Source organism: Marinobacter sp. bablab_jr008 (genome assembly GCF_016464145.1).
GTDB classification, from domain to species: domain Bacteria; phylum Pseudomonadota; class Gammaproteobacteria; order Pseudomonadales; family Oleiphilaceae; genus Marinobacter; species Marinobacter nauticus.
This window is the reverse complement of record NZ_JACDWW010000020.1, coordinates 25,567-39,205: the sequence shown is the minus strand read 5'-3', so window position 1 is coordinate 39,205 and position 13,639 is coordinate 25,567. Positions and strand designations below refer to the sequence as shown.

Genomic DNA, 13,639 nt, shown 5'->3' with positions numbered 1-13,639 from the left:
GTAAAAACCCTTCCCAGCCCCAGGCAGGAAACGTAGCATCTGGCATGACGGCGGTGTCTCGGACGGTGATTTGCTCGCACAAACAACCTAACCCGTTTCACCGTCCGTCCCTACCTCTTTCCCGCTAATCCGCGATGAACCAAAAAAAAGCGCCGAGCTTTCGCAAGGCGCTTTTTTTATGGCAGTGGGAAAGCGGCTTTAGCCGGCTTTCGGGCCCGCCTCAACAATGGCGTCGGCCACGTCGAATTTCTTGAAGTTTTCCACGAACTGGGCAATCAGCTCCTGAGCCTTGCCGTCGTAGTAGTCCGGGCTGACCCAGGTGGTGCGCGGGTTCAGCAGCTCGGTGTCTACGCCAGGAACATGCTTGGGCACGTCCAGGTTCAGGGCATCCAGGTGCTCAGTTTCCACGTCGTCCAGATCACCGTTCTGGATGGCGGCAATGATGGCGCGGGTGGTCGGAATGCTGAAACGCTTGCCTTCACCGTAGGGGCCACCGGTCCAGCCGGTGTTGACCAGAAATACCTTGCTGCCGAATTCGTCGATACGCTTCATCAGCAGCTCGGCATAGACGCCGGCCGGGCGCGGGAAGAACGGCGCACCAAAGCAGGTCGAGAAGGTGGACTTCAGCTTGGAGGATGAGCCCATTTCGGTGGAGCCCACCAGCGCGGTGTAGCCACTCAGGAAATGGTACGCAGCCGCTTCACGACTCAGGATGGATACCGGAGGCAGAACGCCGGTCATGTCGCAGGTCAGGAAGATGATGTGCGAGGGCTCACCGGCACGGTTCTCGATCACGCGCTTTTCGACGTGCTCGAGCGGATAGGCGCAGCGGGAGTTTTCGGTCAGTGAAACGTCGTTGTAATCCGGCTCGCGGGTCTCCGGATCAATCATCACGTTCTCAACGATGGCGCCGAAACGGATGGCGTCCCAGATGATCGGTTCGTTCTTCTGGCTCAGGTCGATGCACTTGGCGTAGCAACCGCCTTCAATATTGAATACGGTGCCCGGGCCCCAGCCGTGCTCATCGTCACCGATCAGGAACCGGTGCGGGTCTGCAGACAGGGTGGTTTTGCCGGTGCCGGACAGGCCGAAGAACAGGCAGGTCTCGCCGGTTTCACTGACGTTGGCTGAGCAGTGCATGGGCAGAACGTCTTTCTCGGGCAGAAGGAAGTTCTGAACCGAGAACATGGCTTTTTTCATTTCGCCTGCGTAGTGCATGCCGGCCAGCAACACCTTGCGCTTGGCGAAGTTGATGATGACGCAGCCGTCGGAGTTGGTGCCATCACGCTCCGGTACACACTCGAAATTAGCGGCGTTGAGAATCTGCCATTCCTGCTTGTCGGCCGGGTTGAAGCTATCCGGGCGAATGAACAGGTTGCGGCCGAACAGGTTCTGCCACGCGGTTTCCGTGGTCATTTTTACCGGCAGGTAGTGTTCCGGGTCGGAACCAACGTGAACGTGAGAGACGAAGCGGTCTTTTTCGGCGATGTAGGCTTCAACGCGATCCCACAGGGCATCGAACTTTTCAGCATCGAGCGGGCGGTTGATCGGACCCCAGTGAATGTCGTCGGCGGTGCTGGGCTCCTCGACGATAAAGCGGTCCATAGGAGACCGGCCGGTACGCTCACCGGTGGTGACCACCAGAGAACCGTTGGATGCCAGCTGGCCTTCGTTCCTTGCTAATGCCAGCTCGACCAGTCGTGCTGTACTCAGATCATTATAAGTGTTGCTCACTTCGACCTCGCCCTCGGGATGTCTTCGTGATTGCCCAGGCCGTCCCCCCGAAAATTGACGGAAAACTGAACAATCGGGTCAATTCAGGCGCGCTATTATGCCAGAGACGCCCACAAAAAACGACTGCCCTGAAAGCCGCGCCAGAGGCGGCTTCCGGGCAAGTTCAGTGACTGCTTAGTGTAACGTATGGCCGGTGAAAAGGTGATCAATATCATTTCTATTGAAGCGATAGTTTGCGTGACAGAACTGGCAGTCCATGTTGATGCTGCCCTGTTCGTCGAGGATGCTGTAGCACTCGTCCTTGCCGATGGCTTCCAGCGCGGCCAGGGTGCGTTCGTGGGAACAGCTGCAGCGGAAGGCAACCGGATCCGGCTCGAACAGGCGCACCGTTTCCTCGTGGAACAGCCGGTGCAGCAGGGTTTCACTGTCCAGGCTCAGCAGTTCCTCCGCTTCCACTGTGCGGGCCAGGTGGTTCACCCGGTTCCACAGGTCATCGTCGTCATCGGTATGGCCGGGAAGGCGCTGGAGTAACAGGCCGGCAGCGGTATCCTCGTTGGCAAACAGGAACAGGCTGGTGGCGATCTGCTCGGAGCGCTCGAAGTACTCTTCCAGGCAGCCGGCCAGGGTTTCTGATTCCCTTGGTACCACGCCCTGATAGCGCTGGCCCTGTTCCGGGGTAATGGTGATGGCCATACGGCTTTTTCCGAGCAGCTCGTGCAGGGTTTCGCCGCTGACCGCATCGGCATCAAAGCGGGCCAGGCCACGGATATGGCGGTCATGGCTGCATTCGGCCATGAGTGTGCTGAGGGCACCTTCACCCGCTGCCTGCAGCGAGAGAGTGCCTTTGAATTTCAGGGTGCTGCTCATCAGTACGCTGGCTACCAGGGATTCTCCCAGCAGCTCGCGGACTGAATCCGGGTAGGGGGCCTGGCCGGTGATTTCCTTGAAACTCTCGCCCAGCTGTACCCAGGCACCCCGCACCTGGCTGTGTTCAAAGAGAAAACGTTGGAACTGGTCGCGGGATGCCATGGTGTCTCCTGGAGCTGATGTATCGATTTACTGGGAGTTACTGAAACGGGGTTGTATACGGGTTGTCAGATATGTGGGATTCAATGGTTACAGACCATTCTGTTCCCGGAAGCGCTGGATATCCCGGCGATCTTTCTTGCTCGGCCTTCGAGCCGGGGGCAGCTGTGCAGCCTGCATGGTCTTGCGTTGCCAGGCCAGATCTTCCCGCCGTTTCACGCTGTCGTCGGTTTCGTGATAGAGCTTCTGGGCTTCCGGGGCGCCCCGGCGTCGGTCGCTGATGTCGTCGACGATCACGATCTTTTCCTGCCAGCCCAGGCGCAGGGTCACTTTGGCGCCGGTCTCAACGATCTTGCCGGGCTTGGTGCGCTGGCTGTTGTAGTGCACCTTGCCGCCTTCAATCGCCTCTTTGGCGAGCGAGCGGGTTTTATAGAATCGCGCTGCCCACAGCCATTTATCGAGCCGGACTTTCTGATCGTCTGCGTTCGCCGCCGTCATATCTCCTCACCTGTCGGGCAAATGCCGCAATAATCCATTATAACCCCCTCATGGGGTGGATGGCACTGCTGTATGTGAGCGCAAGGCAGGCAGTACTTCATCGAAGTGATGAATGCCGGGAATGTCCGGGTGGTGGTCTTTGGATGGCTGCTGGCTGTCGGGGGCCAGAATCGCCAGGCACTGGCCAATACCGGCGGCACGGGCACTCTCAAGCACCGGGAAACTGTCGTCGACCATCAGGGTAGATTGGTGACGATAGGGGGAGCGGCCGGCAAGGTCCTGCCAGAACGCCGGGTCCTCTTTGGGCTTGCCCAGTTCGTGGCTGGAGACGATGCCGTCAACATGCTGATCCAGCCCGGTCCGTTGAAGTTTCAGGGCCAGAGGATCTGGATGGCAGTTGGTGACGATGACCGAGCGCAGTCCGGCCTGGCGCAGTGCGGCCAGGAAGTCGGTTACATGGGGGCGGTAGCCAATGCGGTCGCCAACTTCCGCCTTAAGGCCGGTTATGTCCAGGGCAAGGCGTTCGCTCCAGTAATCGGTGCAGTACCAGTTCAGTGAGCCCCGCTCGGCCATAATCATCGGAATCAGGTAGTCCCGGGCCTCGGTTGGGTGCAGGTCAAAGTGTTCGGCATAGCGCCTTGGCAGGTGCTCCAGCCAGAAGTGGTTGTCGAAATGCAGATCCAGCAGTGTCCCGTCCATATCGAGGAACACCGTATCGAGGGTTGACCAGTCCACCATAAACAAAACAGCCTGAAGAATTTTCTTCAGGCTGCCTCAGATCCCGACCAGTGGCAAGCCGGGATTTTACGGATCGGTGCGCCAAATCAGTTGTCGGACTGCTCCACAGTTTCTGACTTGCGACCGGTGCGGGTGCAGCCCAGGCAGCGCACGAAGGTGGCCTTGGCCGGGCCAACCACCAGCACTTCACCGGCTTCACCGGCATTGCCGCCAAGCGCCGAGAATGGCAGGGATACCAGATACACAGCACTACCAATAATGGTTGTGGCCAGCAGCGCCGGGCGCAGCAACACCGCATCGGCGGTCATGGCCAGCGCAGACGGGCTTTCGTCCACGGCACGGGCATGGCCGAGCGATGAGAATGCCAGCAGGCAGGCTGCGACGGTGGCTACCAGGGTGCGGGAAATCTTGCGGGTCATGTCATTCTCTCCTGAACGTATCAGCCCGGTTGGTCAGGGCTCGCCTGTCTCTGTATTGCGAGCCAGCATGTTCGCGCTGCGTGCGGCGACCGGGTACTAGCACTCCATTAACTATGAATCATATTGCCTCAATTTCAAACGGTTTTTCGTTGAAAAGTGTGAGCCGTTGCGGAATCTCAGCGCTGGCATCGGGGGCAGTAAACCGTCGATCGGTTGTTCATGCGGATCTCTTTCAGCGGGGTGTTGCATTCGGTGCAGGGCGCTCCCGCCTTGCCATAAACCAGTAGCGACTGGGCGAAATACCCCGGTTTGCCGTCGCTGTTGACGAAGTCCCGCAGAGTGGTGCCGCCCATCAGTATGGCGGCGCTGAGGGTTTCCCGGATGGCCTCGGCCAGCTTGTGGTAGCGGTCCAGGCTGATGCGGCCGGCTTTGCGTTTCGGGTGGATGCCGGCCTTGAACAGCGCTTCGTTTGCGTAGATGTTGCCCACGCCCACCACCACATGATTGTCCATGATGAAGGATTTGACCGGCGTCTGTTTATGCCGGGACAGGCGAAAAAGCCAGGCGCCGTTGAAACCTTCGGATAGGGGTTCCGGACCGAGCGCGCTGATCAGTGGATGCCGGTTCCAGTCGGTAGTCCACAGCCAACAGCCGAAGCGTCGCGGGTCATTGAAGCGCAGGCGGCGATGATTGCCGAGGACAAGCTCGACGTGATCGTGAGTCATGGCGGGGCTGTCGTCGGTGATCACTCTGAGACTGCCCGACATGCCCAGATGGACAATCACGGAACCAGTCTCCAGGTGCAGGAACAGGTATTTCGCCCTGCGCTCCACGGCCCGGATGGTCTTGCCTTCCAGGTGCTCGGCCAGATCCGCCGGCACCGGCCAGCGCAGGCTGGGGTTGCGGACAATTACCCGCTGGATGGTCTGGCCCTCGCAGTGAGGCGCAATGCCCTGACGGGTGGTTTCAACTTCAGGTAATTCCGGCACAGAGCCTCCACCAACAGACAGATTTTGAGACGAAACAGTGTAATCGGTAACAAAAAAGCCGCCAAACCTGGTTGTCCAGGCTTACACCTGTACGCTAGAGTGGGCCTAACGATCACCCCCTTCGAGTGCCAGCGACATCCCTCAGCAGTATCGCCTTTCGAAGTTAATCGAGTTTCGAGGATTATCTATGTGGTTTAACGGTCTTCTGGACCTTTCTGTGTGGCAGCTGATCGCGGTCACTCTGGTGATGACACACATCACCATCGTTAGCGTTACCCTTTATCTGCATCGTCATTCGGCCCATAACGCGCTGGATCTGCATCCCGTCCTCAAGCACTTTTTCCGCTTCTGGCTCTGGCTGACCACGGCCCAGAACACCAAAGAGTGGACGGCCATCCACCGTAAACACCATGCCAAGTGCGAAACCGAGGAAGATCCTCACAGCCCGGTGGTGCTGGGTATTCGCAAGGTGCTGTTTGAGGGCGCCGAGTTGTACGCTGCTTCTGCCACCCCTGAAACCCTTGAACGCTATGGTCAGCGCACGCCGGAAGACTGGATTGAGCGCAACCTCTACAGCCGGTACAAGACCCTGGGTATTGCCCTGATGGCGGTAATCAACCTGGCACTGTTCGGGGTGCACGGTATCTGGATCTGGGCGGTACAGATGATGTGGATTCCGGTATGGGCTGCCGGCGTGGTCAATGGTATCGGTCATTATCTGGGCTATCGGAATTTCGAATGCGCCGATAACGCCCGCAACATCTCGCCGCTGGGTATCCTGATTGGTGGTGAAGAGCTGCACAACAATCACCACACCTATCCGAATTCGGCCAAGCTGTCTCGTCGCTGGTACGAAGTGGACATCGGTTGGGGTTACATTCGTCTGTTCCAGCTGTTTGGTCTGGCGACGCCGAAAGGCTACCGGCCTATTGCTCATTATGTTCCGGGCAAGCAGGCGGTGGACGTGGAAACCGTTCAGGCTATCGCCAATAACCGCTTTGTGATCATGCGCCAGTATCGCAAGCGAGTAATGGAGCCGGTGCTGCGACAGCAGAAAGCGTTGATGGACGACGAAATTCGTCCCCGTTATCGCAAGCTCAAGCAATTGCTGTCTCGCGAAATCAGCCTGATCAAGCCTCGGGAAAAAGAACATCTCGACACGGTGCTGGAGCGCAACGAAGTGCTCAGGCTGATCTACGAGAAGAGTCATGAACTCCAGGCACTCTGGCGCCAGCGCGGGCTCAAGCCCCAGGACAAGCTGCAGGCGTTGATGGAGTGGTGTCGTGACGCCGAAGCCAGTGGTGTTCGTTACCTGGAAGAGTTTGCCGCGCACCTGCGAGCGTATTCCTTGCGCCCCGCTTCCTGAGACAGGCCTGCCTGTAGGATACGCCGGAAGCCCCCGTTACTGGGCTTCCGGTTCCTCACCCCGTTCAACCCGGAAAAGACAGTAGCTGACCTGGCCTGCTGATTTCTGTCGGTGCAGGTGCCAGCTGGCCGGAACCGCCGGCAAGGCTCTTTCACTCTCGTGTTCGACATAGATCCAGCCACCCGGCTTTACCCATTGCTGGGTGTCCAGCAGCGGTATCAACCGTTCAAGCCAGCCTTGCCGGAATGGCGGGTCCATAAACACGATGTCGTAGCCCCGGCCGTCACCCTTTGCCAGAAACTGTTCCACATCCTGGCAGGCGACATCCCCTTTGTTGGTTCCCAGCAGCCGGAGGTTGTCCCGGAGCGCTTTGGCCAGGGCGGGGGTGTGGTCCACCAGCGTTGCCTGCGCTGCTCCACGGGACAGTGCTTCCAGTCCCAGAGCCCCGGAACCGGCGAACAGATCCAGGCACCGGCTGCCTGCCAGGTGGAAGTTCAGCCAGTTGAACAGGGTTTCCCGGGTGCGGGCCGGGCTGGGCCGCACGCCGCCGGCGTCCGGAAAGCGCAGTTTCCGGCTGCGCCAGTCGCCGCCGATGATTCTCAGTTCGCCGGTTCCGGAGCCTTTGCCTGGTGAGACGACGGGTTTTTTGCGGGCTGGGGGACGTCGTGCCATAGGGGCGAGGCTCCGGGGAAATCATGGATGGCTGATGTTTGCGGCTATGGTACCGGAATCCACGAGACCGGTTAATCCTGCCCCATCACTTGTGCCGGCCAGTCTGTTAGAATGCTCCACTTATTTTGGCGAGCTGGGGTTCTTGTGTCCTCTTCGCGAACCTGCGGCCTGTGCCCGCCCTTTTTTCAGACAGATGGATAGATTATGACGGCAGAGTGGATTTCAGTCGGCCTGTTGGCCCTTCTTGTTCTGTTTTTTGTGCTGGATATCGCCGGCAACCGCAAGCGTGCGCCCCGGCCCAAGCCGGTACCTCAGCGTAAGCCGGAGGTGGCCAGGGGGCCGGCTCCTGTGCCAGCGGAACCTGAGGCCGAACCTGAAGTGCCGCCTGAACCAGCGGCAGAAGCCGCTGAGCCGGAAGCGGCTCAACCGGTTGTTGAGCCGGCTCCCGCGCCGGAACCCGTTCCGGCGGCGGAGCCTGAGGTTGAGCGCGAACCGGAAACCCGAGTCAGTGTCTTCGAGCGCATCAAGCAGGGTCTGGGGAAAACCCGGGCCAGCCTGACCGGTGGTCTGGCCGACCTGTTCTCGGTGGGCAAGAAGATTGACGAAGATCTGCTGGAAGAAATCGAAACCACGTTGCTGATGGCCGATGTGGGTGTGACCGCCACCTCTGAGATCATTGACGCCCTGACCGAGAAACTCGAACGCAATCAGCTGAAAGATGGCGAGGCCCTGCGCAAGGCGCTACGGGATGAGTTGCATGGCCTCCTCAAGGAGGTGACCCGGCCGCTGGAGATCGATGCCGGCAAACAGCCCTACGTTATCCTGATGGTTGGCGTGAACGGTGTCGGCAAAACCACTACCATCGGCAAGCTCACCAAGAAATTCCAGAGTGAGGGTAAGTCGGTCATGCTGGCCGCTGGTGACACCTTCCGGGCGGCGGCGGTTGAGCAATTGCAGGTGTGGGGCGAGCGCAACAACGTTCCGGTGGTGGCCCAGCATACCGGCGCAGACAGTGCATCGGTAATTTTCGACGCCATCCAGTCTGCTCAATCCCGGGGTGTGGATGTGGTGATTGCAGACACCGCCGGTCGCCTGCAGAACAAGGACAACCTGATGAACGAGTTGTCCAAGGTCGTTCGGGTGATGAAGAAGCTGGATGAATCTGCGCCTCATGAGGTCATGTTGGTGCTGGATGCCGGCACCGGTCAGAATGCCCTGAGCCAGGCCCAGGTATTCCAGCAGGCAGTGGGTGTCTCCGGCATTACGCTCACGAAACTGGACGGCACGGCCAAAGGCGGTATTGTGTTTGCGATCGCCCGTCAGCTGCAGTTGCCAATCCGCTATATCGGGGTGGGAGAACAGGCCGAAGACCTGCGCAGCTTCGATGCCGAAACTTTTGTGGATGCGTTGTTCGAAGACTGACGCCGTAAAGACGGAGTAGCTGCCCCGATGATCGAGTTCCGCCAGGTAACCAAACGCTACGACAGTGATCACACCGCACTCAGGGCTGTGAACTTTCACCTGGATCGTGGTGAGCTGGCGTTTCTGACCGGTCATTCCGGCGCGGGCAAGAGTACCCTTCTGAAACTGATCATGGTGATGGAGCGCCCGACAGCGGGTGAGGTGATCGTGGGCGGCCAGAAACTGAATAGCCTGCCCCGCCGCCAGATTCCTTACATCCGGCGTCATATCGGTGTGGTGTTCCAGAATCACCAGCTGTTGTTCGACCGCACGGTGTTCGACAACGTGGCCATGCCATTGGAAGTGATGGGGGCCTCGCCGGAAGACACCGGCCGGCGCGTGCGGGCGGCACTGGACAAGGTTGGTTTGCTGAAAAAGGAAAAGATGAACCCCATGCAGTTATCCGGGGGTGAGCAGCAGCGGGTCGGTATTGCCCGTGCGGTAGTAAACAAACCACCCGTACTGCTGGCGGACGAGCCGACCGGTAACCTGGATCCCGAATTGTCTGCAGACATCATGCGGTTGTTTACCCAGTTCAGTCAGGTTGGGGTAACGGTACTTGTGGCAACCCACGATATTGCTCTGATTAATGAAATGAATCGACGTACGCTGACTCTGAATCAGGGCCAGCTGGTAGCTGGCGGAGGTGTGAGTGGCCACTGACTCTCGCCAGAAGCCGGATAATCGCCGGGGCGCTAACCGTTCGCGATCACTGTTGAGTGATCAGGCCCGGAGTTATCTGGGCCACCACCGGAAAGTAGCCCGGGATTCTATCCAGAGAATGTGGAAAACCCCGGTAGCCAGCGCCATGACCTGGACAGTGATGGGGGTAGCTCTGGCCTTGCCGGTTGCCCTGCTGTTGCTGTTGACCAGCCTGCAGGGTGTGAGTGCAGGCTGGGAGAGCACGGCCAGGATTACCGCCTATCTGGCGATGGAACTGCCGGCGGAGGAAGCCCGGGGTATGGCCGCGGACATTGAAAGCGATGGGCGAGTGGTATCGGTTCAGCTGGTCGAGCGTGACCAGGCCCTGGCCGATTTTCGAGCCAGTTCCGGGCTGGACGAGGCGCTGGATTTTCTGGAAGAGAATCCTTTGCCGCACACGCTGCTGATTACACCCGAAGACAGCGCTCGCTCGGCAGAGGGCGTTCAGGCACTGGTGACGTTTGTCGAGAATATGAACGGTATCGATCAGGTCCAGGTCGACCTGGGCTGGCTGCAACGCCTGAACGCAATGACCGACATCCTTGCCCGCGCCGTCTGGGCGCTGGCTTTGTTGCTGGGGGCTGCGGTTATCCTGGTGATTGGAAACACGGTACGTCTGGCCATCGAGAACCGGCGGGATGAAATCCTCGTGGCAAAACTGGTGGGCGGAACCGATGCTTTCGTTCGTCGTCCGTTTCTTTACACCGGCGCCTGGTTCGGGCTCGGGGGTGGCCTGGTGGCGTGGTTACTGATTCAGGTGTCGCTCTGGTGGTTAAGCGGCCCGATCGAGCGTCTTGCCGGGCTGTATCGCAGTGAGTTTACCTTGCAGGGGCCGGGATTCGATGGCGCGTTGGCATTGATAATCGTAGCGATGCTGTTAGGCTGGCTGGGCGCCTGGGTTGCGGTGAGGCGTCATCTGGATGACATAGAGCCGGGCGATATTGCTGGAGGCTGATCCGGATCGCGGGAAAACCGTATTGAAAAAAGAGCCTTTTCTGACGTAGTTTGATTTGTAGAAAAGCAAAGGCGATCTTTCCAGATGTATGATTTTTAACGTTTTACTGGGAAGTTCGGGAACTAATTGAGTTCTTGGCGGTCTCATATTGAGTTGCTATATTTAAAGGCTGTCAGGTTCGGAGGTTAATGCATGGGTACGAGTTTACAGCTGGTTGACAGACTGGTTCCGGGTGCGAATCTCGAGTCGTATATCCAGGCGGCGAGTCGCATTCCTGTTCTCTCCGTTGATGAAGAGCGGGAACTGGCAGAACGGCTGCACTACCATGGCGATGTTGAGGCCGCGCGTCAGTTGGTGCTGTCGCACCTGCGCTTTGTGATTCACATTGCTCGCAGCTATTCTGGCTACGGCCTGGCCCAGGCCGACCTGATCCAGGAAGGCAACGTTGGCCTGATGAAGGCCGTCAAGCGGTTTAATCCTGAGTATGGCGTGCGTCTGGTGTCGTTTGCCGTGCACTGGATCAAGGCGGAGATTCACGAATTCATTCTGCGTAACTGGCGCATTGTGAAAGTGGCCACCACCAAGGCCCAGCGCAAGCTGTTCTTCAATCTGCGCAGCCAGAAGAAGAAGCTGGCATGGCTGAATCACGATGAGTTGAAAGCGGTCGCCAATGATCTGGGTGTCGAGCCGCACGTGGTGCGGGAAATGGAAGGTCGTCTGGCTTCCCAGGACACCGCCTTTGACGGCCCGATGGATGATGACGAAGACAACGCCTACCAGGCGCCGGCTTATTACCTGGAAGATCGCCGTAGCGATCCGGCGGTTCAGCTGGAAAACGCTGACTGGTCTGAGGACTCCAACGGCCGGCTGATGCAGGCGCTGGAGCAGCTGGACGAGCGAAGTCAGGATATTCTGCGTGAACGCTGGTTGTCGGAGAGCAAGTCGACGTTGCATGAGCTGGCCGACAAGTACGGGGTGTCCGCTGAGCGGATCCGCCAGCTTGAGAAAAACGCCATGAAGAAGATCCGGGTGCAGATGGCTGAGGTCGCCTGAGGTTTTATTGCCAGCCCGGAAGCTGAAAACGCCACCACCGTTCGCGGTTGGTGGCGTTTTTGTTTGTATAATCCGCCTAAACCATTTAATTCACGTGGCTGGGAAGAAGGGATTGGGGTAGCCTTTCCAAAAAACGCTCCTGCGGCACATCCATGTGGCGCTTCTGCTCCGCCATCCATGGCTCCGCAAATTTTTGGAAAGGCTACCCCAATCCCTTCGCCGGGCTTCTGAGTGGGATTCCCCAAAATGTTTGCACATTCTCCTCGTATCGCTTTTCTCGGCATCGGCCTGATGGGCGCGCCGATGACCCGTAACCTGCTGGACGCCGGTTTTTCCATGACGCTCTGGAATCGCACCGTCAGCAAGTGCGAGCCCTTTGCCAGCGAAGCGACGATCTCCGGGACGCCCGCTGAGGCGGTGGCGGATGCCGATATCGTGATCACCATGCTGGAGAATGGTCAGGTGGTGGATGATGTGCTGGTGAAGCAGGGTGCTATGGCTGCGGTGAAGCCGGGTGCGCTGGTGATTGATATGAGTTCGGTGCAGCCGTCGCTGGCGCGGCAGCATGCCGAGCTGGCCGCAGAGCAGGGGGCGGGGTATGTGGATGCACCGGTATCTGGCGGCACGGTGGGTGCGGCCGAGGCCCGGCTGAGTATCATGGCGGGCGGTTCTGAAGCCGATATCGAGCGGGCTTTGCCGGTGTTCAACGCGCTGGGCAAATGCACCCGCATCGGGCCGGTGGGGGCCGGTCAGTTGGCGAAGCTGGCCAATCAGGCGATTGTGGGTATTACCATCGGGGCTGTGTCGGAAGCGCTGTTGCTGGCCGCCAAAGGTGGCGCGGATCCGGCCGCCGTGCGGGAAGCGCTGATGGGCGGGTTTGCCGGCAGCCGGATTCTGGAACTGCATGGCCAGCGGATGATTGACCGGGACTTCGCGCCGGGCGCTCCGGCCCGCATCCAGCTCAAGGATATTCGTATGATTCTGGATGAGGCCCGCTCGGAGAATCTGACGCTGCCACTGGCTCAGCAGGTGCATAATGAATACCTTGCCCTGGTCGCCAATGGCCACAGTGATGTTGATCACAGCGGCCTCTTGCTGGAGCTGGAGCATCTGAACGGTACCCTGATGGGTTCACTGGGCCGAGGCCCCAAGCACTGAATTAACCGGAGAAATCTGCCATGCCCCGTTTTGCTGCCAACCTGAGCATGCTGTTTACCGAAGTGCCGTTTCTGGAACGTTTCGCCCGGGCCCGAAGTGCCGGGTTTCATGGTGTGGAGTATCTGTTTCCCTATGAGTGGCCGGCAGAACAACTGGCGGAGCGGCTTCAGAGCAACGGGCTGGAACAGGTACTGTTCAACCTGCCGCCCGGCGACTGGGCAGCAGGGGAGCGAGGCATTGCCTGTCTGCCGGATCGCATTGAGGAGTTTCGCGCCGGTGTCGAGCAGGGCATTCACTACGCCCGGATGCTGGACTGCAAGCAGCTCAACTGCCTGGCGGGTTTGAAGCCCGAATCCGTTGCCGAGGAAGAGGCCTGGCAGACCCTGGTGGCGAATGTGCAGTACGCAGCCGACCGGTTCGCCGAAGCAGGCCTGACCCTTTGTCTGGAAGCCATCAATTCGCGGGTGGACATGCCGGGCTTCATGCTCGATACCAGTGGCAAGGTGATGGCGCTGATTGAGGCGGTGGAGGCAGACAACGTGCGCCTGCAATACGATCTCTATCACATGCAGATCATGGAAGGGGACCTGATTCGCGGCATTGAGTGTCTGCTGCCCTGGATCGGCCATATCCAGTTTGCGGACAATCCGGGCCGGCATCAGCCAGGAACCGGGGAGATTAACTTTTCGAATGTTTTCTCTGCGATAGACAGACTGGGTTATGGCGGCTGGGTGAGCGCAGAGTACAGGCCCACCGGGGCGACAGAGCCGTCTCTGGGCTGGTTTTCGGAGGCAAACTGACCGTCGCCATAGGCGACACCCTCTTACAAGATCGTAACTGGCCGGTTCCCGGAGTTCTTCGTACCCTT

At 59.1% G+C, this 13,639-nt stretch carries 14 protein-coding genes; 7 read left to right on the top strand and 7 right to left on the bottom strand.

Annotated elements, in window-relative coordinates:
- Positions 1 to 198 precede the first annotated feature (198 nt).
- From JIF53_RS00620 to mutM, 6 genes are all read right to left on the bottom strand, one after another.
- Positions 199 to 1,734 (bottom strand): phosphoenolpyruvate carboxykinase, encoded by a 1,536-nt coding sequence (locus JIF53_RS00620; RefSeq protein ID WP_199451587.1) that lies wholly within the window; start codon positions 1,732 to 1,734, stop codon positions 199 to 201.
- A 174-nt stretch (positions 1,735 to 1,908) separates the two neighbouring features.
- The gene (hslO, locus tag JIF53_RS00615; RefSeq protein ID WP_022991325.1) at positions 1,909 to 2,763 is read right to left on the bottom strand and encodes an Hsp33 family molecular chaperone HslO; all 855 of its coding nucleotides are present in this window, start codon (positions 2,761 to 2,763) and stop codon (positions 1,909 to 1,911) included.
- An 87-nt stretch (positions 2,764 to 2,850) separates the two neighbouring features.
- Positions 2,851 to 3,258 carry a ribosome-associated heat shock protein Hsp15 gene (hslR, locus tag JIF53_RS00610; RefSeq protein WP_011787156.1) on the bottom strand — a complete coding sequence of 136 codons (408 nt, stop codon included), beginning with the start codon at positions 3,256 to 3,258 and terminating at the stop codon, positions 2,851 to 2,853.
- 48 nt (positions 3,259 to 3,306) lie between these two features.
- Positions 3,307 to 3,996 carry a GMP/IMP nucleotidase gene (yrfG, locus tag JIF53_RS00605; protein ID WP_199451586.1) on the bottom strand — a complete coding sequence of 230 codons (690 nt, stop codon included), beginning with the start codon at positions 3,994 to 3,996 and terminating at the stop codon, positions 3,307 to 3,309.
- An 86-nt stretch (positions 3,997 to 4,082) separates the two neighbouring features.
- Positions 4,083 to 4,415, bottom strand: coding sequence for a hypothetical protein (locus tag JIF53_RS00600; RefSeq protein WP_011787154.1), 333 nt, complete (start codon positions 4,413 to 4,415; stop codon positions 4,083 to 4,085).
- A 176-nt stretch (positions 4,416 to 4,591) separates the two neighbouring features.
- Positions 4,592 to 5,404 carry a bifunctional DNA-formamidopyrimidine glycosylase/DNA-(apurinic or apyrimidinic site) lyase gene (gene mutM / locus JIF53_RS00595; protein WP_199451585.1) on the bottom strand — a complete coding sequence of 271 codons (813 nt, stop codon included), beginning with the start codon at positions 5,402 to 5,404 and terminating at the stop codon, positions 4,592 to 4,594.
- 187 nt (positions 5,405 to 5,591) lie between these two features.
- Here mutM and JIF53_RS00590 point away from each other — a divergent pair, with 187 nt between their 5' ends.
- Complete coding sequence (locus JIF53_RS00590; protein ID WP_199451584.1) at positions 5,592 to 6,770, top strand: acyl-CoA desaturase; 1,179 nt, start codon at positions 5,592 to 5,594, stop codon at positions 6,768 to 6,770.
- Between the two features lie 36 nt (positions 6,771 to 6,806).
- Here JIF53_RS00590 and rsmD read toward each other — a convergent pair whose 3' ends face one another.
- Positions 6,807 to 7,442, bottom strand: a complete 636-nt coding sequence (rsmD, locus tag JIF53_RS00585) for a 16S rRNA (guanine(966)-N(2))-methyltransferase RsmD (protein WP_014422982.1) — start codon at positions 7,440 to 7,442, stop codon at positions 6,807 to 6,809.
- 204 nt (positions 7,443 to 7,646) lie between these two features.
- On the opposite strand from rsmD, the gene ftsY reads away from it, so the two are divergent.
- The 6 genes from ftsY (at position 7,647) to hyi (ending at position 13,571) form a co-directional block, all read left to right on the top strand.
- The gene (gene ftsY, locus JIF53_RS00580; protein WP_199451583.1) at positions 7,647 to 8,864 is read left to right on the top strand and encodes a signal recognition particle-docking protein FtsY; all 1,218 of its coding nucleotides are present in this window, start codon (positions 7,647 to 7,649) and stop codon (positions 8,862 to 8,864) included.
- Between the two features lie 27 nt (positions 8,865 to 8,891).
- Complete coding sequence (ftsE, locus tag JIF53_RS00575; protein ID WP_014422980.1) at positions 8,892 to 9,566, top strand: cell division ATP-binding protein FtsE; 675 nt, start codon at positions 8,892 to 8,894, stop codon at positions 9,564 to 9,566.
- Positions 9,556 to 10,560: a permease-like cell division protein FtsX gene (gene ftsX / locus JIF53_RS00570; RefSeq protein ID WP_023008692.1), complete on the top strand. Its 1,005-nt coding sequence runs from the start codon at positions 9,556 to 9,558 to the stop codon at positions 10,558 to 10,560. Before ftsE ends, ftsX begins: the two co-directional genes overlap by 11 nt.
- 192 nt (positions 10,561 to 10,752) lie before the next feature.
- Entirely contained in the window at positions 10,753 to 11,613 is an 861-nt protein-coding gene (rpoH, locus tag JIF53_RS00565) for an RNA polymerase sigma factor RpoH (RefSeq protein WP_014422978.1), read from the top strand.
- A 246-nt stretch (positions 11,614 to 11,859) separates the two neighbouring features.
- A complete protein-coding gene (locus JIF53_RS00560) occupies positions 11,860 to 12,771 on the top strand; it encodes an NAD(P)-dependent oxidoreductase (protein WP_153741729.1) in 912 nt (303 codons plus the stop codon).
- 20 nt (positions 12,772 to 12,791) lie between these two features.
- The gene (hyi, locus tag JIF53_RS00555) at positions 12,792 to 13,571 is read left to right on the top strand and encodes a hydroxypyruvate isomerase (RefSeq protein ID WP_199451582.1); all 780 of its coding nucleotides are present in this window, start codon (positions 12,792 to 12,794) and stop codon (positions 13,569 to 13,571) included.
- Positions 13,572 to 13,639 lie beyond the last annotated feature (68 nt).